We start from the raw sequence: 25,317 nt of genomic DNA on the forward strand, positions 1-25,317 counted from the left end.
TATCTCAACGCATTTTTTTGGAGTTCATGTGACTACCTCTGCTAACGGCAACTTCATCCGCAAACCCTTCATCGCCGGCAACTGGAAGATGAACATGGACCACGTCCAGGGAATCACCTTGCTGCAGAAGCTGGCCTGGACACTGTCCGACGCCAAGCACGACTACAGCCGTACCGAGGTGGCAGTGTTTCCTCCGTTCACGGACCTCCGCGGTGTCCAGACGCTGGTTCAGGGTGACGAGCTGGAAGTCGTCTACGGCGGCCAGGACCTGTCCCAGTTTGACTCCGGCGCTTACACGGGCGATATCTCCGGTCAGTTCCTGAGCAAGCTTGGCTGTGCCTACGTCCTGGTGGGCCACAGTGAACGCCGCACTATCCACAACGAGTCTGACGATGTTCTGAACGCCAAGGTCAAGGCCGGCTTCCGTCACGGAGTTACTCCCGTACTGTGCGTAGGAGAGGGCCTTGAGATCCGTCAGGCGGGCACGCACGTGGAGCACACCCTGGCTCAGCTTCGCGCCGGTGTGGAAGGCCTCACGGCTGAGCAAGCTGCTGAACTCGTTGTGGCTTACGAACCCGTCTGGGCCATTGGCACCGGCGAAGTCGCGGGCCCGGAAGACGCACAGGAAATGTGCGCAGCCATCCGTGCTGAGCTCGCCGAACTCATCGACGAAACCGTCGCAGCGAAGACACGACTGCTCTACGGCGGCTCTGTCAAGGCCAACAATGCTGCAGCCATCATGGCAGAAAGCGACGTTGACGGATTGCTTGTGGGTGGCGCCAGCCTGGACCCCGCTGAGTTTGCTAACATTGTCAGGTTCGAGAGCCACCTCGTCACGGACTAGTCCGGCTCCCGATTTCCGCTTCTTCGAAAGGCCGTCGTGGACGTTCTTCAAGTCATTCTGCAGATCCTGCTGGGCATCACCAGCCTTCTGCTGACTCTGCTCATCCTCCTGCACAAGGGACGTGGCGGCGGTTTGTCCGACATGTTCGGTGGTGGTATGAGCTCCGGATTGAGTTCGTCCGGTGTCGCCGAGCGTAACCTGAACCGCTTCACCATTATCCTTGGCATCACGTGGGGCGTCGTGATCATCGGCTTGGGCCTGATCATGCGATTCACCTCCGGTGGCGATTCCTAGTCATACCAGGAAAGGGAGGCTCCTGACGGGAGCCTCCCTTTTTTGTCCCGGGCACCCAACGCTACTGCCGCCGTCGGGCCCCTCGCACTAGACTTGCCCTGTTGGCCGTGACGGCCCACCACCGAGTCGCGAGGGGTTCGAAAATGGTTCATGGCACGTCCGGATATCGGGGCACACGCGTAGGCGTTACCCAGGGTTCCAGTCCGCGACATCAGAGCGACCACGGCCCCGGACAACAAGTGCCGCGTATTCGCGTTCCCTACTGGTGCGCCAAGGGACACGAAACGCGGCTTGTTTTCCTTAAACTGCCGGACGAGCAGATTCCCAAGACGTGGGACTGTCCCAAATGTGGTTCGCCCGCCACGCGCGACCCCGGGAATCCGGCCCCGGAAAGACCTGACGATGAGATTTTCAAATCGCACCTGGACTACGTTAAAGAAAGACGCTCCAGCCAGGATGCCGAAGTGGCCCTGGCCGGAGCGCTGGATCGGTTACGCGCCCGCGGGGTCCTTCCGGACCAACTGCTGGGGGACACGTGACGCCGCATTCTCGTCGATAAGCCATAGGGTCCTCGCCCGCCCCACCGGACCCGCTGCGGGGACCTGAACAGGGTTGGCACCCGCGAGGGCCAGGCCCACGGCTCCTGCCTTATCCTCGCCGGCAACAACCATCCAGATTTCCTGTGCGGTATTGATCGCTGGAAGCGTCAGCGAGATGCGCGACGGCGGCGGCTTAGGTGAGTTCTCCACGCCCACCACAGTGCGGGTCTTCTCGCGAATTCCGGCTTGCTCAGGAAAGAGCGATGCTACGTGTGCGTCTGGTCCAACGCCCAAGAGCAGGATGTCAAAGCGCGGCAGGATTCCCGGTTGCTCAGGCCTGTTGTCTGATGTGTCTGCTGCGTGCTCAGCCTCAGCAGCTGCCTTGAGCTCCTGGGCGTAAGCTGCTGCTGCTTCGTCAGCTGTGGCATATGCATCGGTGGAGCCGGGTTCGTGAACCCTGGCCGGGTCGACCGCCAAGTGGGCTAGCAGTGCTTGGTGGGCCTGGCGCGTGTTCCTGTCATCGCTGTCGGCAGCGACGAACCGTTCATCGCCCCACCAGAAGTTCACCCTCGACCAATCCACGGCAGGTGCGGCAGCGGAGTCAGCCACAGCCTTCAGGGTCCCGATACCAACGGTTCCGCCGGTGAGGACCACCGTGGCCTCGCCATGCTTGTCCTGGACATCCACAAGCTTGGTGATCAGACGTGCCGCTATGGCGGCCATCAACACCTTCGAGTCGGGGTGGATACTTACTCTGGGCTCAGCGTGCACTGGTCTGGACTCTCCTCTGACTGGTAAGTGGAAGTCCCATCGTAATCACTTCTCCGAACACTTCGTCCGGATCAAGCCGCCGCAGTTCTTCAGCGAGGCAGTCCTTGAGGCTTCGGCGGGGGAGCGTGATGCGTTGTGCCGGCTGCCCGGGTTGGGTCAGCTCGGCAACAGAGAGGCCGGGACGGAAGAGCTGGACGTCGCCACTGGCACGCGTCAGGCGGACACGGCGGATACCGGTACCTGCAGGGTCCGCCACAATAGTGACCGGGGACTCCAGCGCCAGACTGAGCCACGCCGCCAGCAACAGGGTGCTGGGGGAATCGGAAGCGCCTTCAACGGCAACGGCTGAGACAGGGTCGCTATCGACCTGGTCGAAGACAGCTGCGAGTTGCATGCGCCAGTTGGTCAGGCGGGTCCATGCCAGATCGGTGTCGCCGGCTTTGTAGGTGGCACGGATGTTTTCCAGGGCCAGGCGCGGGTCCGGCTCGTTGGCGGAGTCGGTGATGCGTCGGTGCGCGATGCGGCCGATGGAGGTCTCACAGGCGCTTTCCGGCGCGCCGTGAGGCCACCACGCCACGATCGGTGCGTCCGGCAGCAGGAGAGCGGCCACGAGGGATTCGCTTTCGTGGGCCATGTGACCGTGACCTCGCAGGACGATGACTTCAGATGCACCGGCGTCGCCACCGACGCGGATCTGCGCGTCGAGGCGGTCAGGACCTTCAACGCCTGCGTCGGCGAGGACAATGATCCGGCAGGGGTGTTCCCTGCTGGCTTCGTTGGCCGCTTCGATGGCTTCTTCTTCATACCCGGACTTCGTCACCACTACCAGGGTCAGCACACGGCCCAGGGCAATCACGCCGCCTTGCTCGCGCAGGGACATGATCTTCTTGGAGATCTTGGAGGTGGTTGTGTCGGGAAGATCTACGATCATGGCCTTCTCCAGGTTCGTCCGTCACGGGCCAGCAAGGCATCGGCCGAGGCCGGCCCCCAACTACCCGGTGCGTAGGGTTGCGGTTGTTCATCGAGCCCGGCCCAGTATTCCTCGAACGGGTCAAGGATCTTCCAGGACAGTTCCACTTCCTGGTGGCGCGGGAACAGCGGCGGCTCACCCAGAAGTACGTCCAGGATGAGGCGTTCATAGGCTTCGGGGCTGGACTCGGTGAAGGAGTGGCCGTAGCCGAAGTCCATGGTGACATCGCGGACTTCCATCTGCGTGCCCGGAACCTTGGAGCCCAACCGGATGGTTGCGCCCTCGTCGGGCTGCACGCGGATGACCACGGCGTTCTGTCCAAAGTCGTCCTCGCCGTGATCACGGAACAGCAGGTTGGGTGCGCGTTTGAAGACCACGGCGATCTCCGTGACGCGACGGCCCAAACGCTTGCCGGCCCGCAGATAGAACGGCACACCATTCCACCGACGCGTGTTGATGTCCACCCGGATCGCGGCGAACGTCTCGGTCTTGGAATCGGCCGGGATTCCGTCTTCGTCCAGGTAGCCCAGGACTTCCTCGCCGCCCTGCCAGCCTCCGGTGAACTGACCACGTGCGGAGTGTGTGGAGAGGTCCTCGGGCAGCTTGACCGCTGCGAGGACCTTTTCCTTCTCCGCCCGCAAGTCATCGGCGTTGAAGGAGATGGGCTCTTCCATCGCTGTCAACGCGAGCAACTGGAGCAGGTGGTTCTGGATAACATCGCGGGCAGCACCCACGCCGTCGTAATACCCCGCACGCCCACCGGTGCCGATGTCCTCGGCCATGGTGATCTGGACGTGGTCTACGTAGTTGGCGTTCCAGAGCGGTTCGAACAGCTGGTTCGCGAAGCGCAACGCCAGGATGTTCTGCACCGTCTCCTTACCCAAGTAGTGGTCGATCCTGAACACGGCGTCAGCCGGGAATACCGACTCCACAATGTCGTTGAGCTGGCGGGCAGACTCAAGATCGTGCCCGAACGGCTTCTCGATGACCACACGCCGCCATTGCCCCGGCTTCGCCTGCGCCAAGCCATGCTTGGACAGCTGCCGGCAGACCTGTTCAAACGCTTTGGGCGGGATGGACAGGTAGAACCCGTGGTTCCCACGGGTTCCCCGGGTCTCATCGAGCTCATCCAGGACATCGCCCAGACGTTCGAAAGCGTCGTCGTCGTCGAACTCTCCCTGAACAAAGCGGATACCGGAGGCAAGCTGCTCCCACACCGCTTCATCAAATTTGGTCCGCGCGTGCGCCTTGACGTTTTCCTTGACTTCGGCCGCGAACTCGGCGTTGTCCCAGTCACGGCGGCCGAAGCCCACCAACGCGAAGCTGGGAGGCAAGAGACCGCGGTTGGCGAGATCATAGACCGCCGGCATGAGCTTCTTACGAGCCAGGTCCCCGGTGACTCCGAAGAACACCAACGACGACGGCCCGGCAATCCGATTCAGGCGACGGTCCCGCGGATCCCGCAAAGGATTCCGGGTACTGCCGTTCTTAGTTTCTGGCATGTTTGGTTCTGTGCCTTAGCTTTCGAGTGCGCTGGCCTGGTTAGCCAACGCAGAGACGATTTCCTGGAGCTGGGCTACGCCGGCTGCACGGTCGGTGAGGTGCAGGCGCAGTACCGGGCGGCCGTGACCTTCCAGGACCTGGGCATCACCCGAGGCCTGCGCAGCAATGAGCTGGCCGAACGTGAAGGGACGCTCCGGGATCTCGAGATCCGTAGCTGATGCTGCAGTGATCTGCAGGAACACTCCGATTGCCGGTCCGCCCTTATGGAACTGTCCCGTGGAGTGCAGGAAACGCGGGCCCCAACCGAACGTCACCGGACGGCCACTGACGGCAGCCAGTTCGTCACGGATGCCTTCGAGCGGTGCATGGGAAATGCGGTCCAGGTAGGCCTGAACGCTCAAATAACCATCTGCACCGAGCTGGCCAAGGAGCGCCTGCACAGCTTCGCTCGCCGTCGAGGCGTCCCCGAGCCAGTCACCGCCGCGAACCTCCACAGCACCATCGGTGAACGCTGCGGGGGTCGGTTCAGGGCGGGCGTCCAACAGGCCGCGCGCGGCAACCTTAGCTGCCTCGACGTCGGGCTGGTCAAACGGGTTGATGCCCAGCAGACGGCCCGCAACCGCGGTGGCGAATTCCCAAGCAAACATCTGCGAGGGAAGCCCACCGGCAATGGCAACCTCGTTCTCACGAAGTTCGACGTCGGCATCAGCACTCACCAGGCGGACCACCAGGACATCCCCGGCACCGCCAAGGGCCTCCGGGGAATCCGGACCGGCAACGACCGGCAGAACACCGGTGCCCAGCTTGCCGGTGGATTCCGCGATCAGCTGTTCGGCCCAGTCAGCGAAGCCGACAATGCCCGAACCGTCTTCGGCGATCACGATCTTGTTGCGCAGCGGGTTGGTACCACCCAGGGCGATGCCGAGGGCAAGGCCGATGTTGTCCGCTGAATCCTCATTGAGAATCTCAGCAGCTTCTTCAGCTTCATCCAGGAATGCCTGGATGTCGACACCGGCCAGCCCACACGGGACCAAGCCAAAAGCTGTCAGTGCAGAGAAACGTCCACCCACATTCGGATCGGCGTTGAACACTGCGCGGTAGCCCGCTTCGCGGGAAGCGTTATCCAGCGGCGAACCGGGATCGGTGACGATGATGATGCGGCTCTTGGCGTCGATGCCGGCGTCGTTGAACGCCTTCTCGAACACTCGTCGCTGGGAGTCGGTTTCAACGGTGGAACCCGACTTGGAGGAAACAACAATAGCCGTCTCCGCCAGCCGGTCCGCCAATGCAGCACTGACCTGTTCGGGGTCGGTGCTGTCCAGCACCGTCAGCTCGACGCCGGCGGTGCCGGCAATAACCTCAGGCGCCAAGGAAGACCCACCCATGCCACAAAGGACAATGCGGGTGACCCCTTCACCGCGAAGGGCATCGCGAAGTTCCAGGATGTCACCGACCAAAGCCTGAGACACTGTGGCGGCTTCTACCCAGCCGAGGCGTACCGCCGATTCGGACTCCGCGTCAGGGCCCCACAAAGTGTGGTCCTTGGCGAAAATCCGCGTGGCGATCTTTTCCTCGACCAAGCCGTCAATGTGCTGGGCAATAGCCTGCTGGGCGGCACCGCTGGCGTCGTAGCTGATTGTGCTCATGGTGTGTTAGGAAGCCTTCCGTGCGGTGACGAGTGCGCCTTCAACGTCGGCGAGGAGTTCCTTCCAGGAGCCCACGAACTTCTCGAGGCCTTCGGTCTCAAGGAGGGTGACGACGTCGTTGTAGGAGACACCGAGGGCTTCGAGGGCGTTGAGGGTCTCGTTCGCTTCGTCGTAGGTGCCGGTGATGGTGTCGCCGGTGACTACTCCGTGGTCGAACGTGGCGTCGAGGGTCTTCTCGGGCATGGTGTTGACAACGCCCGCAGCGACGAGTTCGGTGACGTAGAGGGTGTCCGGGTAGGCCGGGTCCTTCACGCCGGTGGAAGCCCACAGGGGGCGCTGGGGGAGAGCGCCTGCTTCAGCCAGCACTGCCCAACGCTCGGTGGAGAAGAGCTCTTCGTAGACCTGGTAGGCCAGGCGTGCGTTCGCCACGCCGGCCTTGCCCTTGAGTGCCTTGGCTTCATCGGTGCCGATGGCGTCAAGGCGCTTGTCGATTTCCGAATCCACGCGGGACACGAAGAACGATGCCACCGAGTGGATCTTGGAAAGGTCGTGGCCGTTTTCCTTGGCCTGCTCAAGACCGGACTGGAAGGCGTTGATGACTGCGCGGTAGCGCTCCAAGGAGAAGATCAGCGTGACGTTGACGCTGATGCCCTCGGCGAGGGTGGCCGTGATGGCCTCCAGGCCTTCCAGGGTTGCCGGGATCTTGATGTGGACGTTGTCCTTGTTGACCTTGGCGTGCAGGTGCTTGGCCTCGGCAATGGTACCGGCGGTGTCCCAGGCAAGGCGGGGGTCAACCTCGATGGAGACTCGGCCATCCACACCATTGGTGGCGGCGGCGATCGGGGCGAAGAGATCGCAGGCGTCAGCGACGTCCGTGGTGGTGATCTCGAAAATCGTCTCTTCGACACTGGCGCCGGCGGCAGCCTGGGCGGCAATGGTGGCGTCGTAGTCCGTGCCGGCGGTGATGGCGGCGTGGAAGATGGACGGGTTGGTGGTCACACCAACAACGTTCTTCTCGTCGATGAGCTTCTGCAGCGTGCCGGTATCCAGGCGGGTGCGGGAGAGGTCATCGAGCCAGATCGAAACGCCGGCGTCAGAGAGCTGCTGCGTGGGAGTTGTAGACATGTGTGTTTCTCCTTGTGAGAGGGAAGCAGACTGTTATGCGTTGGAGTCTGCGAGGGAGTCTTTGGCTGCGGCGGCAACGGCTTCGGCGGTGATGCCGAACTCGTTGAAGAGCCGCTTGTAGTCGGCCGAGGCGCCGAAGTGTTCCAGGGAGATGGAGCGGCCGGCGTCGCCGACGAATTCGCGCCAGCCCAGTGCCAGACCGGCTTCGACCGAAACGCGGGCCTTGACAGCAGCGGGGAGCACGGACTCGCGGTAAGCCTCGTCCTGCTTGTTGAACCACTCAACGCACGGCATGGAGACAACGCGGGCTGCGATGCCTTCGGCCTGCAGGGCTTCGCGGGCCTGGACTGCGAGCTGAACCTCGGAGCCGGTGCCGATCAGGATGACCTGCGCGTCAACGGATTCGCCGTCTTTGGAGGCTTCGGCAAGGACGTACCCGCCCTTGGCTACACCTGCGGTGGAACCGAAGGTGTCACCAGCAGCTTCGCCTTCGCCGCGGGCGTAGGTGGGGATGTTCTGGCGGGTCAGGACAATGCCTGCCGGGTTCTCGTGGTTCTCCAGCATGGCCTTCCATGCAGCCGAGACCTCGTTGGCGTCGCCGGGACGGACGACATCCAGGCCCGGGATGGCGCGCAGCGACGCGAGCTGCTCCACCGGCTGGTGGGTAGGTCCGTCTTCGCCCAGGCCGATGGAGTCGTGCGTCCACACGTACAGGGATGGGACACCCATCAGAGCGCCAAGGCGGATCGCCGGGCGCTGGTAGTCGGAGAAGATCAGGAACGTACCGGAGAAGGCCCGGGTGCGTCCGTGCAAGGAGATGCCGTTCACGATCGAAGCAGCAGCGTGCTCACGGATACCGAAGTGCAGGACACGTCCGTACGGGTTGCCCTTCCAGGCATCCGTGGAGCGCGAGGTCGGGATAAACGACGGCGAGCCTTCAATGGTGGTGTTGTTGGACTCGGCGAGGTCGGCCGAACCGCCCCAGAGCTCCGGCAGGACCGGACCAATGGCGTTGAGGACCTTGCCCGAGGCCGCACGGGTGGACACGTCCTTGCCAGCTTCGAAGACAGGAAGCGCAGCGTCAAGCTCAGCCGGCAACTTCTTCGCTTCGACGCGCTCGAGCAGGGCAGCGGCATCCGGGTTGGCGGACTGCCATGCCTCGAACGATGCCTGCCACGCGGCGCGTGACTCGGCGCCGCGGTCCAGGACCTTGCGTGCGTGGGCCAGAACTTCTTCGTCAACGTCGAAGGACTTGGCCGAATCGAAACCGAGCACGGTCTTCAGTGCTGCGACTTCCTCGGCACCCAAAGCGGAACCGTGGATCTTGCCGGTGTTCTGCTTCTTTGGTGCCGGGTAGCCGATGATGGTGCGCAGCGAGATGATGGACGGCTTGTTCGTCTCTGCCTTGGCTGCCTGCAGTGCGGAGTAGAGCTCCTGGACGTCTTCGACGTAGTCGCCGGTCTTGGTCCAGTCAACGCGCTGGGTGTGCCAGCCGTACGCCTCGTAGCGCTTAAGGACGTCTTCAGTGAAGGCGATGTCGGTGTCGTCTTCGATGGAGATGTGGTTCTCGTCGTAGATCACAACGAGGTTGCCCAGTTCCTGGTGCCCGGCAAGCGAGGACGCCTCGGACGTCACGCCTTCCTGCAGGTCGCCGTCGGAAGCGATGACCCAGATGGTGTGGTCGAACGGCGATTCGCCGGCGGGAGCATCGGCGTCGAACAATCCACGCTGGCGACGCTGGGAGTACGCGAAACCAACAGCGGAGGCCAGCCCCTGGCCCAGCGGGCCGGTGGTGATTTCCACACCGGCGGTGTGCTTGTACTCAGGGTGACCCGGGGTCAGCGAACCCCAGGTGCGGAGCGCCTCGAGGTCCTTCAGTTCCAGGCCGTAACCGGAGAGGAACAACTGGATGTACAGGGTCAATGACGTGTGACCGGGGGACAACACAAAGCGGTCGCGGCCAATCCAGTCCGGGTTCTTCGGGTCATGACGCATCAGCTTCTGGAACAGCAGGTACGCTGCCGGAGCCAAGCTCATTGCCGTACCAGGGTGACCGTTTCCGACCTTCTCCACGGCGTCGGCGGCCAACACGCGAACGGTGTCAACTGCCTTTTTGTCCAGATCGGTCCATGACAGTTCTTGCTCTTCCAAATGTGGCACGAAAACCGAGCCCCTCTCTGTGCTGACGGCAGGCGTACGGACACGGCACGCAGGAAGCACAGGATGGCGCCCGCTGCAATGTGTCTACCAGCCGTTCACCATTGAAACGTTGATCTCTCATCCAGACGCACGGATATCCGAGAATACGGTTTCCCGGATGGTCAACGTGTGCTGATCTGCTCAACAGCTTAGCCCTAAACGTGTCAGGTAACTGAGGGAATCCCACTAACTGGACAGAAATTCGCTTATATGAATCACCATGGCACCACGGGGGAGTGAAGTTTCGGAAACATTGACGTATTTTGCGGACATCGGCCCTCTTTCCGCCACGGTATGATATTTGAAGGCCAGCAGCGGTTCATGCGCCCGAGTTTGCTTTCGACAACAGGGACGGCAGCCGCTGCGAGAACCCCAGAGCATAGAACAGAGTGACTGCCGCCGTGAGCACAACTGATACGCCCCTTAACGCGTCCCCGGCACGGGGAAGCATCGGAATGTCCCGTAAATTCAAGGCGTATCTGGCTCTGACCAAACCCAGGGTCATCGAACTGCTCCTGGTCAGCACACTGCCCACCATGATTTTTGCGCAACGCGGTTTCCCGTCCATCGGGCTGATTCTTGCGACCCTCGTTGGTGGTGCATTCGCTGCCGGCAGTGCCGGCGTCTTCAACTGCTACATCGACCGCGACATTGACAAACTCATGCACCGCACGGAAAAGCGGCCCTTGGTCACTGGTGAAGTATCGCCGCGCGAGGCCCTGGTGTTTGCCTGGGTGCTGGGCGCCGCCTCGATCGCGATCCTGTGGTTCGGTGCCAACCCGCTTTCTGCGTGGCTGGGTCTCGGCGCGATCGTTTTCTACGTGGTCATTTACACCATGATCCTGAAGCGTCGCACGGCCCAGAACATCGTCTGGGGTGGTGCTGCCGGATGCTTCCCGGTTCTCATCGCCTGGGCGGCCGTTACCAACACGGTCGAGTGGCCCGCCATTGTCCTGTTCATGGTGATTTTCCTCTGGACGCCTCCCCATTACTGGCCGCTTTCCATGCGATACGGCGAGGACTACCGCAACGCCAACGTACCCATGCTCGGCGCCATCGCCGGCGCGAAGGTGGTCTCTGTACAGGTAGTCCTCTACGCGTGGGCCATGGTTGCCTGCTCGTTGCTGATGGTGCCCGTTGGTGGGGCCGGCTGGGTCTACACCATCGTCGCCGTTGCCGCCGGCGCCTGGTTCCTCTACGAAAGCCACGCCTTGTACAAGCGCGCCCAGGGTGGCGACGTCTCCAACAAGGGCGCAATGAAGGTCTTCCATGGCTCCATCAGCTACCTGACGCTGCTCTTCATTGCCTTGGCCGTTGATCCGTTCGTCGGCTCCGCGATCGTCGGGGCTTAGCTCCGCACACGCTCTGCAAGCCGCAGTCGCTCGACGCCGGTACTCGCCAGAGTGCCGGCGTCGCCGTTTTGCGGCGCTCTTCTCTGACCCTCTCTCACATCCCGCGGGCTTGAGCCGATCCCTCTCTCACATCCCGCGGGCTTGAGCGGATCCCTCTCTCACATCCCGCGGGCTTGAGCCGATCCCTCTCTCACATCCCCCGGAGCCTAACCGCTCCAGGGGTCCCGTAACGCCCCCTATCGTTCGTGATGTGACGCGGACAGTCCAGCGACACACAGCCTTCGACATTCCGGCTGGCTCTATCCCCGAGGCGCCCCCATGCAGAGGTGCTGTCCGCATCGCAGACGCCGCAATTTGTCCGTCTGCAAAGTGCCACCGATTCCTTTGGTGATGTCGCCCTGCTTGATCATTCATTCGGGGCTCCGGTCGCCGTCCTCGGCGGGGACGCCGCACGGCAGCTGGGCGTCGCGAAGCCGGGACCCGGCGTCGTGATGTGGCTCTATGGCCAGCCAGTACCAGTGGTGGGAATCATCAATAAACCGGGGCGTGACCCCATCCGCGATGGCGCCGTTGTGGTTGGCGTTCGGTCCTACCCCATAAGGTCAACCAATGTGGCCGCGAATTCGGTCCTCAGGACGCAAACCGGCGCGCCGGCTGCCATAGCGGAAGTACTCCCCAAAGCGCTGAGTCCGGCGTCAACGGAGGCAATCGAGGTTCAGACCGTCGCTGACCTCAGGGATCTCAAACACGCAATCAACACTGACCTCGGCCGTATGGTTGCGATAGTTTCGGTTGTTCTGCTGGCCCTCGGAATGCGGCGGACCGCTCTGGCATCCATGTTCCTTGTGGAAGGGGCAGTAGTGGGTGCACTTGGTGGCATTGCCGGCGCCGCCGTGGGCATGGGCGCCGCTCTTGCCTACGCCGCAAACGAGGGCTGGGTCCCGGTGATTCCAGCAGATGCGGCCCTTTGGGGTATCGCGGCCGGCCTGCTCAGTGGCACCCTCTCAGCGGTTTATCCGGCAGTGGTGGCGTCGCGGGCGAATCCGGCGCAGCTCATCCGCAGCTAACTCTTCGGGCTGTACTTCGCCACATCAGCGGCGTTGGTGGCCGCACTCATCAACACGGCAGCACCGAACATATGAGCGCCCACGAGCAGTGCGGGAATGCCGTTGTAATACTGAGTGAAGCCGATGACGGCCTGCAGCAGGGTTACACCCAGAAGGAGATACGTCGCCGTCCGGAATGGCCCGGAAAGCTTGTGCCTGAAAACCAAGTACACCGCGAATAGTGTTCCTGCAGTGATCAGGTAGGCCGGTACGGCGTGGATATGTGAGAAGAGGTCCCAGTCAAGGTCATTGCGCGGAGCATCTGCATCGCCTGCGTGGGGCCCGGCGCCAGTGACCACGACACCCAGCATCACCGAAAGTGCCGAGAAAACAGCAACGGCCGTCATCACCGGACGGGTTACAGCGGGCAGGACAGGCAGCGTGCGGTTCATGAACCGGCCGGTCCGCCCGTAAGCGCGGTTGACCAGGAGTGTGGCGAAGACCACCAGAGCCATGGAGACAAGGAAGTGAAGGCCCACAACCCAAGGGTTAAGGCCGGACAGAACCGTGATTCCACCGATCACAGCCTGCGCCGGAATGCTGGCCAGAAGGCCCAGAGCAAGGACGAACAGGTCGCGGCGCTCTTTGCGGAGATTCCACAAGTACACCAGCATGAGCGCAGCAACGGCTGCCAGAGCGAAGGTCAGGAGCCGGTTGCCGAATTCGATGAAACCGTGGATGCCCATCTCCGGCGTATTCACCAACGAATCGCTGGTGCAGCGCGGCCACGTAGGGCACCCAAGGCCGGAAGCGGTAAGTCGCACGGCACCACCGGTCACCACAAGCACTGTCTGTCCAATGAGGGACAACAGTGCCAGGCGGCGCACGGCGTTGTTGACCTCGGTGGGCAGCTTGGACGTCAATCGCTGGACGGTATTGGGTAGGCGCGATGCCGTGCTCACAGTTGTCTCACTTCTCAGTTCTGCGTTGGTGGTTAATGCCTGAATGGGTTAGTTCCATTTGAACCATCGGATGGCCGCAGCACCGGCCAGTACGGTCCACAGCAGGAGGACTAAAACGGCGGGGAAAGGAACACTGCCTGAGAGGAAAGCATCACGGAGCGCTTGGCCCAGCGCCCCTGAGGGCAGGAAGTGCACGATGCCCTGAAGTAGGGAAGGTAGTCGTTCCGCCGGCACCACAATCCCGCCCAGGGCCCCCAGGAGAATCCACAGCAGGTTGGTGATTGCCAGGGTAGCTTCAGGGCGCACCGTACCGGCCACCAGCAGCCCCAGCGCCGTGAAGGCTGCAGCACCGAGAACCAAAAGTCCGAGCCCTGGAAGCCAGGCGTCCAGGCGTGGTTGCCATCCCAGCATGCCGGCAACGGCTGCCACGACCAGGACCTGAAGAAAAAGGACCACCAGCACGGCGAGGATCTTGCCTGCGATGAGCCCGCCCCGACCAAGGGGGGTTGTGGACAGGAAACGGAGCACTCCGTACCGGCGGTCAAAGCCGGTAGCGATGCCCTGGCCGGTGAAGGCAGTGGACATCGCACAAAGTGCCAGGATGCCCGGCGTTGCAACGTCTACACGTGATCCGCCCATGTCATCGAGGAGGGGCGTCACTACCAGTCCCACCAAGGCCATCAAGGGTAGGACAATAGCGAGGATGAGTTGCTCACCGTTGCGCAGCATGGTGATGGTCTCGTAGCGGCCCTGCTGCATGATCCGGCGCGGTAGGGATGCCGGTCCGGCGTTGGGCGAGAGAAGTTGGCTCATCGGAGGTCCCTTCCGGAAATGTCCAGGAACACGTCTTCCAGGCTACGGGCTTCCAACCGCAGCGAGGCGGGCATGATGTTCCGTTCAGCCCACCAAGCAGTCAGGGATGCAAGGTCTTTCGGGGTGATGGCGCCGGTGATGGCGTAACTCCCGGAGCGCGTCTCTGTTATCTGCAGGCCGGCATCCACAGCACCGTTCAAGCTTAGACCGCCGGGTGCGTCGAAGTAGAGCGTCCGGTCCGTGATGGCGGAGTCCGCTGCGTGATGATCGTGCCGAAGCAATTCGGCGACCGTTCCCTCAACCACGTTGTGACCGCCGTCGATGATGTAGACGTAGTCCGCCAGGCGTTCCGCGTCGTCCATCAGGTGGGTGGTCAGGACAATGCCCATTCCGGCATCCCTGAGCTCGGCAATGAGCTCAAAAACCATCTGCCGGGACTGTGGATCCAAGCCGGCACTGGGCTCGTCGAGGAAAAGGATTTCAGGGTTACCCACCAGCGCCGCCGCGAGTGCCAGCCGCTGCTTTTGGCCGCCGGAAAGGCGGCGCACGCTGGTCCGGCTGAACTGGTGTATTCCCAGGCGTTCCACCAGCGCGTCAACGTTCATGGGCTTTTGGTACATGCCGGCGACATGCCGCAACAAGGGTATGGGACGGGCCGACGGCGGGAGGCCGCCGTCCTGGAGCATCACACCTACGCGGGATCTCAAGACGGCACCTGCAGTATCAGGGTCCGCGCCAAGGAGGGAGATATTTCCGCCCGTTCGCTTCTGCAAACCTTGGGCGCACTCCAGCGTGGTGGTCTTGCCCGCGCCGTTAGCCCCCAATAGGGCGGTTACCTGGCCGCGTTCGGCCACCAGCGACAGTCCGCTGACCACCCTGAGCATTTTGCCGTCAAGGGAGGTCAGGGGGCCTACGTCCTTTATGAGTCCATCTATAGTGAGGACGGGGGATTTGGGGGATCGCACCAGAGTATTCTACGGGAAGTAGTACGGTCACACTTGGCGGCTTCCGCAGGTCAGCCTTGCCTTACTGGATGCATGAAACAAATTACGACATGATTATGTTGTGTATTCCATGAGCAGTCCAACTTCCATGCCTTCAACACGGCATGCTGCAGCGGCGGAGGCATTCGTTGCCCCGCCCGCGATGCCGGACGCGGATGATCGCACACGGGACCGGGTCCTAAGCGCCGTTCTGGAAAACGGTCCAGTGAGCGCCGCGGAGCTCGGCGACCTCCTCGGCTTCACGCCGGCCGCAGTCCGCCGCCACCTTGACCACTTGGAGCGCAACGGCGTAATCGAAGTCAAGCGTGTGACCAAGGCCGGTTCCGGCGCGGGACGCCCCGCGCGCCGCTACGTCCTGAGCTCGCAGGGACAGTCCACTCTCGGCGATGACTACCTGAACATTGCCAGCTCGGCGCTACACCGTCTCCAGGAACTCGCCGGCGAAGACGCGGTTCGCGCATATGCGGAGGAACGCTTCTCCGATATGGAACGGCGCTACGCTCCCGAGGTCGAGGCCGCCGGAGATGACATCACCGCCAGGGCCATGGCACTGTCCAGGGCCCTGAGCCGCGATCGCTTCGTTGCATCAGCCCATTCCATTGAGGCCAAGGCCCCGTTGCCCGCCGCACTGTCCAGCGTCCAGCTGTGCCAGGGTCACTGCCCTATCCAGCGCCTGGCTGCGGAGTTTCCGGTTTTCTGCGACACCGAGACCGAGGTCTTCTCGCGCTTGGTGGGCGTCGATGTCCGGCGTCTCTCCACGCTCGCGCAGGGCGGACATGTGTGCACCACCCATATACCTACCGGGCGCCCGGCTGCCACGGCATCTCCGGATGTCGCAGTGCAGTCCGGGAACCCGTACCAGGAATCAAACAACCAGCAAGAAAGGCCGTGATGACGGACCAAATAGCAGAGAAAGCGGTAGCTGACGGCACTGTGATCTCGGAGATTCTGGAGAAGAATCCCGAACTGCACGGTATCGGAAACTACGAGTACGGCTGGGCCGACAAGAACGACGTTGGCGCCAACGCCCGTCGTGGCCTCGACGAGGAGGTCGTCCGCGATATCTCCTCGAAGAAGAACGAGCCTGAATGGATGCTCGATCTGCGGCTCAAGGGCCTTAAGTACTTCGACCGCAAGCCTATGCCTACCTGGGGTGCAGACCTCTCCGGCATCGACTTCGACAACATCAAATACTTCGTGCGCTCAACCGAGAAGCAGGCGGCAACGTGGGAAGACCTTCCGGAAGACATCCGGAATACCTACGAGAAGCTGGGTATCCCCGAAGCTGAGCGCAGCCGTCTCGTCTCGGGCGTCGCAGCCCAGTACGAGTCCGAGGTTGTCTACCACCAGATCCGCGAGGACCTGGAAGCCCAGGGCGTAATCTTCCTGGACACGGACACCGCACTTCGCGAGCACCCGGAGATCTTCCAGGAGTACTTCGGCACCATCATCCCGGTGGGCGACAACAAGTTCGCTTCGTTGAACACGGCCGTATGGTCCGGCGGATCATTCGTGTACGTGCCCAAGGGCGTTCATGTGGACATCCCGCTGCAGGCCTACTTCCGCATCAACACGGAGAACATGGGCCAGTTCGAGCGCACGCTGATCATCGCTGATGAAGACTCCTACGTTCACTACATCGAAGGCTGCACGGCTCCGATCTACACCTCGGACTCACTGCACTCGGCCGTGGTGGAGATCATCGTGAAGAAGGGCGCCCGCGTCCGTTACACGACCATCCAGAACTGGTCCACCAACGTGTACAACCTGGTGACCAAGCGCGCTATCTGCGAAGAGGGCGCCACCATGGAGTGGATCGATGGCAACATCGGTTCCAAGGTGACCATGAAGTACCCGGCCGTCTACCTCGTTGGCGAGCATGCCAAGGGCGAGACGCTGTCCATCGCCTTCGCCGGGGAGGGCCAACACCAGGACACCGGGTCCAAGATGGTGCACATTGCACCGAACACCAAGAGTTCCATCATTTCCAAGTCGGTCGCCCGCGGCGGCGGACGTGCAGCGTACCGCGGCCTGGTCCAGGTCCGTGAGGGTGCCAAGCACTCGGCCAACACGGTCCGCTGTGATGCCCTGCTGGTGGACACCATTTCCCGTTCGGACACGTACCCGTACATCGACATCCGCGAGGATGACGTTGTCATGGGCCACGAGGCCACCGTTTCACGCGTCAGCGAAGAGCAGCTCTTCTATCTGATGTCCCGCGGCATGCCTGAAGACGAGGCCATGGCCATGATCGTGCGCGGCTTCATCGAGCCGATCGCCCGTGAACTGCCCATGGAATACGCTCTTGAGCTGAACCGCCTGATTGAACTGCAGATGGAAGGGTCCGTCGGTTAACAATGACTGATATCACTACTGAAAAAGCGCGCATCGGCGCGCCCTCGGCCCAGCCGTTCATCAACGGCTTCACCGAGGAAGGCGAGAACCTTTCGCCCGCCAACACCGGAACGAACACCAGCACGACGTCGGAGCAGCCCTCCGCTGGTCCGCTCGCCGGCGCTTCGGCCAAGAGCCACTCGCACGGTGGCGGGGTCGGCATCCCGGACAGCTCCCGCGCCGGCCGCCTCACCTCGTACAAGCTTGCAGACTTCAAGCCGCTGAACGGCCTTGAGGAAGACTGGCGATTCACTCCGTTGAAGCGCCTCCGCGGCCTCCACACCGATGTCCTCAACGGCGCAGCTCCTGTTGTCAGCGTCACCGCACCGGCCGGCGTCGTTGTTGAAACTGTTGGCCGCGATGACAAGCGCATCGGCCAGGCGGGCATCCCCGAGGACCTCGTGTCCGCCAATGCCTGGGAGAACTTCGCCGAGGCCACCGTGATCACCGTGCCCGCCGATCTGCAGGCCGAGAGTGAAGTTTCCGTCCTGGTCACCGGCGCTGGTGAGGCGCCGTCGGCACAGCACATCGTGATTGTGGCCGAACGCTTCTCCAAGGCTGTTGTGGTTCTGGATCACCAGGGCTCCGCGGTTGTCTCCGAGAACGTGGAAATCATTGTGGAGGACGGTGCTGAACTGACTGTCGTCTCCTTGCAGGAATGGGCAGACGACGCGGTCCACGCGTCTTCGCAGCAGGCAAAGATCGGCCGCGATGCCAAGTTCAAGCACATCGTGGTCAGCCTTGGCGGCGACCTCGTTCGCGTCACGCCGTCCACGCGTTTCACGGCTCCCGGTGCCGACGTCGAAATGTTCGGCCTGTACTTCGCCGACGCCGGCCAGCACCTTGAGCAGCGCCTCTTTGTTGACCACGCAGTGGCCAACTGCAAGTCCCGCGTCCTCTACAAGGGTGCTCTTCAGGGACGCAATGCCCACAGCGTATGGGTGGGCGACGTCCTGATCCGTAAGGAAGCAGAAGGTACCGATACCTACGAGGCCAACCGCAACCTTGTCCTCACGGACGGTGCACGCGCCGACTCGGTTCCCAACCTCGAAATCGAAACCGGTTTGATCGAGGGTGCAGGCCACGCCAGCGCCACCGGCCGTTTCGATGACGAGCACCTCTTCTACCTCATGGCCCGCGGTATTCCTGAGAAGGTTGCCCGCCGCCTGGTGGTCCGGGGCTTCCTCAACGAGATCATCCAGCAGATCCAGGTCCCGGCAATCGAAGATCGCCTGACCGCAGCTGTTGAGCGCGAACTCGCCGCGACCGACAACTAAGACAGGCCAGGCAGAGTAAACAATGAGTGAAGAAACCAAGGGCGAACTGGTATGCAACGCCAATGACATCCAGGTCAAGCAAGCGCTGCGTGTCCTGATCGATGACTATCCTGTAGCCATCGTCAAGGACTCGATGGGCGAGATCCACGCGATCGCCGATACCTGCTCGCACGCGGACATCTCGTTGTCCGAGGGTGAGGTTGAAGGCTGCGCGATCGAGTGCTGGGGACACGGTTCCCAGTTCGACCTCCGCAGCGGACAACCGCTCCAGCTGCCTGCTTATGACCCCGTCCCCGTTTTTGCCGTCACCATCGATGGAGACGACGTTTACGTGGACGTGACCAACGTTGTGAACGGTGCCTCGGTAGATCACTACTGAGCGCCCAGTACCGCCAGACTTACGAACGGAAAGAAAGAAGAGCATGTCAACTCTTGAAATCAAGGACCTGCACGTCAGCATCGAGACGGAGCAGGGCACCAAGGAGATCCTGAAGGGCGTCAGCCTCACCATTAAGACCGGTGAAACGCACGCCATCATGGGCCCCAACGGCTCGGGCAAGTCCACCCTCGCCTCCACGATCGCCGGTCACCCGCGCTACAACGTCACCAGCGGCACCATTACGCTGGACGGCGAAGACGTCCTGGAAATGAGCGTCGACGAGCGCGCCCGTGCAGGCATGTTCCTGGCCATGCAGTACCCGGTAGAGGTTCCCGGTGTGACCATGACCAACTTCCTGCGCACCGCCAAGACCGCGATCGACGGCGAAGCACCGGCACTGCGCACCTGGACTAAGGACGTCAAGGCTGCCATGCAGCAGCTGCGCATCGACGCCGACTTTGCACAGCGCAACGTCAACGAGGGCTTCTCCGGTGGTGAGAAGAAGCGTGTTGAGATCCTGCAGCTCGAACTCTTCAAGCCGAAGTTCGCCATCCTTGACGAAACCGACTCCGGCTTGGACGTCGACGCCTTGAAGGTTGTCTCCGAGGGCGTCAACCGCGCCCACGAAGAGGGCAACATGGGCACGCTGCTCATCACCCACTACACCCGCATCCTGCGCTACATCAAGCCGGACTTCGTTCACGTGTTCGTTGACGGCAGGGTTGTTGAAGAGGGCGGCCCCGAGCTCGCAGACCGTCTTGAAGAAGAAGGCTACGACCGCTACGCTCCAGGCGCCGGCGTTGCCGTTGCTCCTGCTGTGCAGGCCTAGTTAGGATCGTTCCATGACCGAAATCAACACGGCGCGAACCAGCCTCGAGGACGTCGAGGAAGCGCTCAAGGACGTCATTGACCCAGAGCTCGGGGTCAACATCGTGGACTTGGGCCTTCTTTACGGACTCAAGTACTCCGACGATGACGGCGCGCTCCTGATCGACATGACACTGACCACGGCGGCTTGCCCGCTGACGGATGTGCTTGAAGAGCAGGTGGGCAAGTCCCTCGACGGAGTGGTTGACGACTGGCGCCTGAACTGGGTATGGATGCCGCCATGGGGTCCGGAACGGATCACCGACGACGGCAAGGACCAGATGAGGGCCCTCGGCTTCAACATCTAACCAGCCTTCACCCGTGCAACGGGCAAAGGAAGGGTTCCGGGTATATCACCCGGAACCCTTCCTTTTTGGTGTTGTCATGCCTTAGGGCGCAGCCACACCGAAGGTGTCGCACTTGTTGATGTCGCCCGTGGTGTACCCCTGATAGAACCATTTTTGCCGCTGCTCGCTGGAGCCGTGGGTCCATGACTCAGGTGAGACGCGGCCGGTTGCGGCTTCCTGGATGCGGTCATCGCCGACGGCGGAAGCGGCCGAGAGCGCATCCTGCAGGTCCTGCTGGGTCAGGGGGTCAAGGAAAGGCTTCCCGCTCGCATCCGTCTGCGTCGTGGCATGGCGGACCCACAGTCCCGCATAGCAGTCTGCCTGGAGCTCCACCCGCACCGCCCCCGACTGCGGTCCCTGTGGATCCTGCTGGGCCTTGTCCAGGCTTCCGAGGATGTTCTGGACGTGGTGCCCGAACTCGTGGGCCACTACGTACTCTTGTGCCAGCGGGCCTCCAGAAGAGCCAAAACGGGTCACCAGTTCATCGAAGAAGCCGGGATCGAAATAGGCGGTGGTGTCTGCAGGGCAGTAGAAGGGGCCAACAGCGCTGGTAGCCGCGCCACAGCCGGTGTTTGTGGCCTCGCTGAAGATGACAGTCTTGGGCCGCGGGTACTGGACGTTGTAATCCGCCAGATAGTCAGGCCAGAAAGCATTCAAGCTATTCACCGTACCGGTGATCCGGCAGTCCAGGCGTTTGTCGGCATCGGCGCCGGTCTGGCATTCCTGGACGCCGCCGGCTCCGGCACTGCCACCTTCGACGGCGGGTGGCTGGATTCCGCCCCCGGTCAGGTCCCCAAGGATGCTGGGATTGATGCCGAAGAGTGCCAGGAGCAGCACCACAATACCGCCACCGATTCCACCACCGATCTTGGTACCGCGGCCCATGCCACTGCCACGTCGGTCCTCCACTTGGGAGGGGTCAAGCTGCGCGCCGTCATTGAAACTCATACAGTCAGAATAGACGTCACTTTTGGTGCTTGGCGCCAGACACTGCCGTAAAATTGTTTGGATGCCTTTCCTGGATAAACTTCAGCTCTGGGCCGAGGAGCGCCCCCACGACACCGCCGTCGTTGTGGGCAGCGGCCGGCTCACCTGGGCGGGACTCCGCGACGCCGCAGCTGGCTTGGTTGCGGACGCCCCTGCCACCACCGTTCTGGCAGAGCCCAACTCTGTGCGCTTCGTGGAGCGCTATGCTGCCGCTGTGGCGGGGGATCGGCGGTGCGCCGTTCTGGACCCCGAATGGCCGGCCCCGATGATCGAAGAAGTATCCTCACGCGTCCTCGCAACCACCACACCGGTTGGCGCCGAACTGGTGGACGGGGACGCGTCCAGTACCTTCCTCATCGGCCTCACGTCCGGTACCACGTCCGTGCCCAAGGCCTTCACCAGGTCTCGCCGGTCCTGGCAGGTGTCTTTCGATGCCTCCATCGAGTTCTTTGGCTTGTCCCAGGAGGACCGGACCCTTGCGCCCGGTCCTTTGTCAGCAAGCCTGAATCTTTTCGCCCTTTCAGAGTGCCTGTACGCGGGTTCGGCTTTCCATACGCTTGAGTCGTTCGATGTCGCCGACGCCCATGCCGCCATCAGCCATGACGGCATCACCCGCCTTGTTTTGGCGCCCACTGCCCTGAGGTTGCTCAGCGAGCGGGGACTGGCCGGCGACGTTGATGCTTCCGGTATCCGCAGCATCATCTGTGCCGGTTCCAAGCTGGACGCCCGGACCTTGGAAGCGGCACGGCGGTGGGCGCCCCGCGCGGCCATCTTCGAGTACTACGGTGCCTCGGAGTTGAGCTTTGTGTCCGGGACCCGGCTGGCTGCCGGCGAACCGTTGGACGCCGGTGGCACCGGCATCGGCGTCCCGTTTCCAGGCGTTGAACTGAACATCCTCGATGACACCGGCAGGCCCCTGCCCGACGGGGAACATGGGAACATCAGTGTACGCAGCGGGATGATCAGCAACGGCTACCTGTGGGGCGACGACGGACATGCCCTCCGGTGTCTTGATGGCTGGTACACGGTGGGGGACCAGGGCTTTCTGGAGGACGGCACCCTGCATATCCTTGGCCGTCGCTCGGACATGATCATTACCTCCGGCAAGAACGTCTACCCGCACGAGGTTGAGCTTGCCATCGCTTCGGTGCCCGGGGTGGATGGTGCGGTGGCTGCTGGAGTGCCAGACGACATCCGCGGTCAAAAGGTGATCGCCGGCGTCGTGCCTGCCTGTGGTGCGGTCACCGCCACCCAGCTCCGCACGGGCCTGGATGGTCTCTTGGCCAGGGACAAGTGGCCGGTGCAGTATTACTTGTTGGCGGAGCTACCCATGACCGACCGGGGCAAGGTCAGCAGGAAAGTTCTCCTGGACTGGATCAAGAACCATGACCCGCGCGCGCAAGTCCTTGGTTAGCGGCAGCGGATCGGCCAGTGGGGCCGATGAATCCCGACAGCCCATCATTGTCTCTGCACTACGGTCCCCGATATGTCGTGCCAATGGCCGGCTGAAGCACCTCCGTGCCGCGGACCTCCTGGCACCCGTACTGGCTTCCCTGGTTGAAAGAGCGGGCGTGGACCTGGCGGAGGTGGACGATGTCATTGTGGGCAATGCTGTGGGCGGCGGCGGGAATGTTGCCAGATTCGCAGCTCTCCAGGCGGGTTTGCCCATCAACGTCCCTGGCCTTACCGTGGACCGCCAATGCGGCTCAGGTTTGGACGCTATTGCACTGGCATCCCGCTTGGTGGCAGCCGGCGGGGATCCGCTGTATTTGGCAGGGGGCGTTGAAAGCATCAGTAACGCCCCGGCCCGGGCCAATAGAAACGACGACGGCGAACTCGACTTCTACTCCAGGGCCAGCTTTGTGCCGCCGCAGTTCGGCGACCCGGACATGGGTGTTGCGGCGGAGAATGTCGCCCGCGAATTCGGCGTGACACGTCAGAGGCAGGACGAGTACGCGCTCCGGAGCCATCACCGTGCCGTTGACGCTGCCAGGACAGGGCTCTTTGAGGATGAAATTGTTCCGCTCAAGAGCAAGGGGAAACAGGTGGCGCTGGACGATGGCCCCCGAGCTTCACTGCGGGCCCCGCTGATGGCGAGGTTCCCAGCAGCATTCGTGGCGGGCGGATCGGTCACGGCAGCAAACTCATGCTTTGACGCGGACGCAGCGTCCGCCGTCGTCATGACGTCCCTTAAACGAGCCCGCACCCTGGGCGCGACGCACGGGATGCTGGTGCTGGGGTGCGAGACCGTCGGCGTTGATCCGGAATTTCTTGGCATAGGGGCAGCCCACGCGGCCAAGCGGCTCCTGGACCGCCATGGAGTGGACGCAGATGACATTGATCTGGTGGAGTTCAATGAGGCATTCGCCTCCCAAACCATCGCATGCCTGGAGTATCTGGGCGTTGATCCTCAGAAAGCCAACCTTGATGGCGGCGCGCTTGCCTTGGGTCATGGCTACGGAGCTTCGGGAGCGGTCCTGGTGACGAGGTTGATGGCTCAAGCACGCCGCAGTTACGCAGTGCGGGGCGAGAGTTCGCTGGCATTGGCCATGATCAGTATCGCCGGAGGCATGGGAACCGCAGCTCTCTTTCAGTACGCCAAGCTGTAGCCCCTGCGCCGGTCTAGTCCCTCTCCGGTTCGCCCAACCCGCGGGCCGCCAAAGCATCACCGGTTTGGCGCGCATACGCAACAGTGGTGATGAAGACAGGGAGCACCAGTGCGCGGGGATTGCGTTCAAGCCCGCGTGCCCGCGCTGAGTCCCTTACGTCAGTGAAGGCGCCGGCTATGAAGGGAATGCTCCTGAGCATCACTGCGATGGTCAAAGCGAATCGTTCAGGATCGGCACCGAAACGCCGGAACGGTTTTGCCAACGCCACCACGCCGTCCAGAAGATCCTGCACGGGAGTAGTCGCGGTGAGGACCGAAGCTGCCACTACGCAGACCAGCACATTGAACACGATGCGTGCCGCGGTGGGCCCGCCCAGTTGCCACCATTGGAAGAGACCGATGACCAGCAGGATAGGAGCCACCAACCAAATGGCCTTCAGAAGGCGGCGGAAGCCTGCCCCCGTCAGCATGAATAAGCCACACATGACGGCGAAGACCACCAGCGACACGGCCCAGTCCACAATAAGGAAGGACGCCGCTCCGCAGGCCGCTACAACCAGAAATTTCAGCCACAGGGGAGTGCGGTGGATGATCGAGTTCCCTCGCACGTAGTTGGCTATAAGGAAGCCATGCCCCCTCATCTCGGCACATCACCCACGCCGGCACCGGGCAGGGCAGCCGCGCAAAGCTCGCGGTACCGGGCGACGCCGTCTGCAGCACCGCCGTCGAACACGATACGCCCGGCCTCAACTACCAGCACCCTGTCCATGTCCAAGGCCAGGTCGAGATCATGCGTGGACATGATGACTTGTTGATCCAGGCCAGCGACTGTGCGGCGCAGCAGTTCGCGGTTTCGAAGATCCAGGAGGGTGGATGGTTCGTCGAGAACCAGGACGGTGGGATCCACCGCAAGGACTGCGGCCAAGGCCAGTAGCTGCCTTTCACCACCGGACAGTTCATAGATGCTTTGATCGGCCAGATGCAGCAGGCCGAAGCGATCCAGCACTGCTTCTGCCCGCGCCGCCCGCTCCTTGGAGTTCTTGACGGAGCGGCGCAACGAGAGCTCAACATCTTCCCGCCCGGTAGGCATCACCAACTGTGACAGGGGATCGGTAAAGACGAAACCCACATTGCCCCGGACACGGCGGACATCGGCAAGAGTGTCATCTCCGTGGACTACCACTGTGCCTTCGCTCGGTTCAACCAAGCCATTCACGAGCCGCAGCAGCGTGGACTTTCCGGAGCCGTTGGCGCCGATGACTCCAATCCTGCGTTCTGCGAGGTCCAGGGAAAAATTTTGCAGCAGGGTTTTGGGGGTGTCGCTGCCATCGACTGCGACACGCACCGAAACCCTGCTGAAACTGATGGAATTCATGGAGTGATTGTTCCC

Annotated in this window: 25 protein-coding genes; 13 read left to right on the plus strand and 12 right to left on the minus strand. The window is 62.4% G+C overall.

What is annotated here, in order from left to right; genetic code table 11:
• Positions 1-28: 28 nt before the first annotated feature.
• The 3 genes from tpiA (at position 29) to MOD31_RS07085 (ending at position 1,677) form a co-directional block, all read left to right on the plus strand.
• A complete protein-coding gene (tpiA, locus tag MOD31_RS07075) occupies positions 29-844 on the plus strand; it encodes a triose-phosphate isomerase (protein ID WP_250820183.1) in 816 nt (271 codons plus the stop codon).
• Positions 845-880: 36 nt separating this feature from the next.
• Positions 881-1,138, plus strand: coding sequence for a preprotein translocase subunit SecG (gene secG / locus MOD31_RS07080; protein ID WP_017198454.1), 258 nt, complete (start codon positions 881-883; stop codon positions 1,136-1,138).
• Between the two features lie 143 nt (positions 1,139-1,281).
• Positions 1,282-1,677: an RNA polymerase-binding protein RbpA gene (locus MOD31_RS07085; RefSeq protein WP_142939235.1), complete on the plus strand. Its 396-nt coding sequence runs from the start codon at positions 1,282-1,284 to the stop codon at positions 1,675-1,677.
• On the opposite strand, the gene pgl is transcribed toward MOD31_RS07085, so the two are convergent.
• From pgl to tkt, 6 genes are read right to left on the minus strand one after another with little or no spacing between them, the layout of a single operon-like run.
• The gene (pgl, locus tag MOD31_RS07090; protein WP_142939234.1) at positions 1,630-2,448 is read right to left on the minus strand and encodes a 6-phosphogluconolactonase; all 819 of its coding nucleotides are present in this window, start codon (positions 2,446-2,448) and stop codon (positions 1,630-1,632) included. The genes MOD31_RS07085 and pgl overlap by 48 nt on opposite strands.
• The gene (locus MOD31_RS07095) at positions 2,438-3,379 is read right to left on the minus strand and encodes a glucose-6-phosphate dehydrogenase assembly protein OpcA (protein ID WP_250820184.1); all 942 of its coding nucleotides are present in this window, start codon (positions 3,377-3,379) and stop codon (positions 2,438-2,440) included. The genes pgl and MOD31_RS07095 overlap by 11 nt, the downstream gene beginning before the upstream one ends.
• Positions 3,376-4,920 carry a glucose-6-phosphate dehydrogenase gene (gene zwf, locus MOD31_RS07100; protein ID WP_142939232.1) on the minus strand — a complete coding sequence of 515 codons (1,545 nt, stop codon included), beginning with the start codon at positions 4,918-4,920 and terminating at the stop codon, positions 3,376-3,378. The genes MOD31_RS07095 and zwf overlap by 4 nt, the downstream gene beginning before the upstream one ends.
• Positions 4,921-4,935: 15 nt before the next feature.
• A complete protein-coding gene (locus MOD31_RS07105; RefSeq protein ID WP_250820185.1) occupies positions 4,936-6,567 on the minus strand; it encodes a glucose-6-phosphate isomerase in 1,632 nt (543 codons plus the stop codon).
• A gap of 6 nt (positions 6,568-6,573) precedes the next feature.
• Positions 6,574-7,692, minus strand: a complete 1,119-nt coding sequence (gene tal, locus MOD31_RS07110; protein ID WP_142939230.1) for a transaldolase — start codon at positions 7,690-7,692, stop codon at positions 6,574-6,576.
• A gap of 33 nt (positions 7,693-7,725) precedes the next feature.
• A complete protein-coding gene (gene tkt, locus MOD31_RS07115; protein ID WP_250820186.1) occupies positions 7,726-9,852 on the minus strand; it encodes a transketolase in 2,127 nt (708 codons plus the stop codon).
• A gap of 428 nt (positions 9,853-10,280) precedes the next feature.
• Here tkt and MOD31_RS07120 point away from each other — a divergent pair, with 428 nt between their 5' ends.
• A complete protein-coding gene (locus MOD31_RS07120) occupies positions 10,281-11,243 on the plus strand; it encodes a heme o synthase (RefSeq protein WP_142939229.1) in 963 nt (320 codons plus the stop codon).
• A gap of 326 nt (positions 11,244-11,569) precedes the next feature.
• On the plus strand, positions 11,570-12,310 hold the full coding sequence (locus tag MOD31_RS07125) for an ABC transporter permease (protein ID WP_250820187.1): 741 nt from the start codon (positions 11,570-11,572) through the stop codon (positions 12,308-12,310).
• Here MOD31_RS07125 and MOD31_RS07130 read toward each other — a convergent pair.
• From MOD31_RS07130 to MOD31_RS07140, 3 genes are read right to left on the minus strand one after another with little or no spacing between them, the layout of a single operon-like run.
• A complete protein-coding gene (locus MOD31_RS07130) occupies positions 12,307-13,251 on the minus strand; it encodes a COX15/CtaA family protein (RefSeq protein ID WP_250820188.1) in 945 nt (314 codons plus the stop codon). The genes MOD31_RS07125 and MOD31_RS07130 overlap by 4 nt on opposite strands.
• A gap of 48 nt (positions 13,252-13,299) precedes the next feature.
• Positions 13,300-14,064, minus strand: coding sequence for an ABC transporter permease (locus MOD31_RS07135; RefSeq protein ID WP_250820189.1), 765 nt, complete (start codon positions 14,062-14,064; stop codon positions 13,300-13,302).
• Positions 14,061-15,029 carry an ABC transporter ATP-binding protein gene (locus MOD31_RS07140; protein WP_250820190.1) on the minus strand — a complete coding sequence of 323 codons (969 nt, stop codon included), beginning with the start codon at positions 15,027-15,029 and terminating at the stop codon, positions 14,061-14,063. Before MOD31_RS07140 ends, MOD31_RS07135 begins: the two co-directional genes overlap by 4 nt.
• 109 nt (positions 15,030-15,138) lie before the next feature.
• Here MOD31_RS07140 and MOD31_RS07145 point away from each other — a divergent pair, with 109 nt between their 5' ends.
• The 6 genes from MOD31_RS07145 to MOD31_RS07170 are packed head-to-tail and all read left to right on the plus strand — an operon-like array spanning position 15,139 to position 20,293.
• Positions 15,139-15,960 (plus strand): metalloregulator ArsR/SmtB family transcription factor, encoded by an 822-nt coding sequence (locus MOD31_RS07145; RefSeq protein WP_142939224.1) that lies wholly within the window; start codon positions 15,139-15,141, stop codon positions 15,958-15,960.
• A complete protein-coding gene (sufB, locus tag MOD31_RS07150; RefSeq protein WP_250820191.1) occupies positions 15,960-17,423 on the plus strand; it encodes a Fe-S cluster assembly protein SufB in 1,464 nt (487 codons plus the stop codon). The genes MOD31_RS07145 and sufB overlap by 1 nt, the downstream gene beginning before the upstream one ends.
• Before the next feature lie 2 nt (positions 17,424-17,425).
• A complete protein-coding gene (gene sufD / locus MOD31_RS07155; RefSeq protein ID WP_250820192.1) occupies positions 17,426-18,739 on the plus strand; it encodes a Fe-S cluster assembly protein SufD in 1,314 nt (437 codons plus the stop codon).
• A 22-nt stretch (positions 18,740-18,761) separates the two neighbouring features.
• Positions 18,762-19,118 carry a non-heme iron oxygenase ferredoxin subunit gene (locus MOD31_RS07160; protein ID WP_089595076.1) on the plus strand — a complete coding sequence of 119 codons (357 nt, stop codon included), beginning with the start codon at positions 18,762-18,764 and terminating at the stop codon, positions 19,116-19,118.
• A 43-nt stretch (positions 19,119-19,161) separates the two neighbouring features.
• On the plus strand, positions 19,162-19,947 hold the full coding sequence (gene sufC / locus MOD31_RS07165; RefSeq protein ID WP_142939221.1) for a Fe-S cluster assembly ATPase SufC: 786 nt from the start codon (positions 19,162-19,164) through the stop codon (positions 19,945-19,947).
• A gap of 13 nt (positions 19,948-19,960) precedes the next feature.
• Positions 19,961-20,293 carry a metal-sulfur cluster assembly factor gene (locus MOD31_RS07170; protein ID WP_089595078.1) on the plus strand — a complete coding sequence of 111 codons (333 nt, stop codon included), beginning with the start codon at positions 19,961-19,963 and terminating at the stop codon, positions 20,291-20,293.
• An 81-nt stretch (positions 20,294-20,374) separates the two neighbouring features.
• Here MOD31_RS07170 and MOD31_RS07175 read toward each other — a convergent pair whose 3' ends face one another.
• Complete coding sequence (locus tag MOD31_RS07175) at positions 20,375-21,280, minus strand: neutral zinc metallopeptidase (protein WP_250820193.1); 906 nt, start codon at positions 21,278-21,280, stop codon at positions 20,375-20,377.
• A gap of 61 nt (positions 21,281-21,341) precedes the next feature.
• On the opposite strand from MOD31_RS07175, the gene MOD31_RS07180 reads away from it, so the two are divergent.
• On the plus strand, positions 21,342-22,733 hold the full coding sequence (locus MOD31_RS07180; RefSeq protein ID WP_250820194.1) for a class I adenylate-forming enzyme family protein: 1,392 nt from the start codon (positions 21,342-21,344) through the stop codon (positions 22,731-22,733).
• The gene (locus tag MOD31_RS07185) at positions 22,705-23,928 is read left to right on the plus strand and encodes a thiolase family protein (RefSeq protein WP_250820195.1); all 1,224 of its coding nucleotides are present in this window, start codon (positions 22,705-22,707) and stop codon (positions 23,926-23,928) included. The genes MOD31_RS07180 and MOD31_RS07185 overlap by 29 nt, the downstream gene beginning before the upstream one ends.
• Positions 23,929-23,941: 13 nt before the next feature.
• Here MOD31_RS07185 and MOD31_RS07190 read toward each other — a convergent pair whose 3' ends face one another.
• Together MOD31_RS07190 and MOD31_RS07195 are read right to left on the minus strand one after the other, a co-directional pair.
• Complete coding sequence (locus MOD31_RS07190; protein ID WP_142939217.1) at positions 23,942-24,568, minus strand: energy-coupling factor transporter transmembrane protein EcfT; 627 nt, start codon at positions 24,566-24,568, stop codon at positions 23,942-23,944.
• A complete protein-coding gene (locus tag MOD31_RS07195; RefSeq protein WP_142939216.1) occupies positions 24,565-25,302 on the minus strand; it encodes an energy-coupling factor ABC transporter ATP-binding protein in 738 nt (245 codons plus the stop codon). The genes MOD31_RS07190 and MOD31_RS07195 overlap by 4 nt, the downstream gene beginning before the upstream one ends.
• Positions 25,303-25,317: the final 15 nt, after the last annotated feature.

Source organism: Paenarthrobacter sp. TYUT067 (assembly GCF_023656375.1).
Taxonomy (GTDB): Bacteria; Actinomycetota; Actinomycetes; order Actinomycetales; family Micrococcaceae; genus Arthrobacter.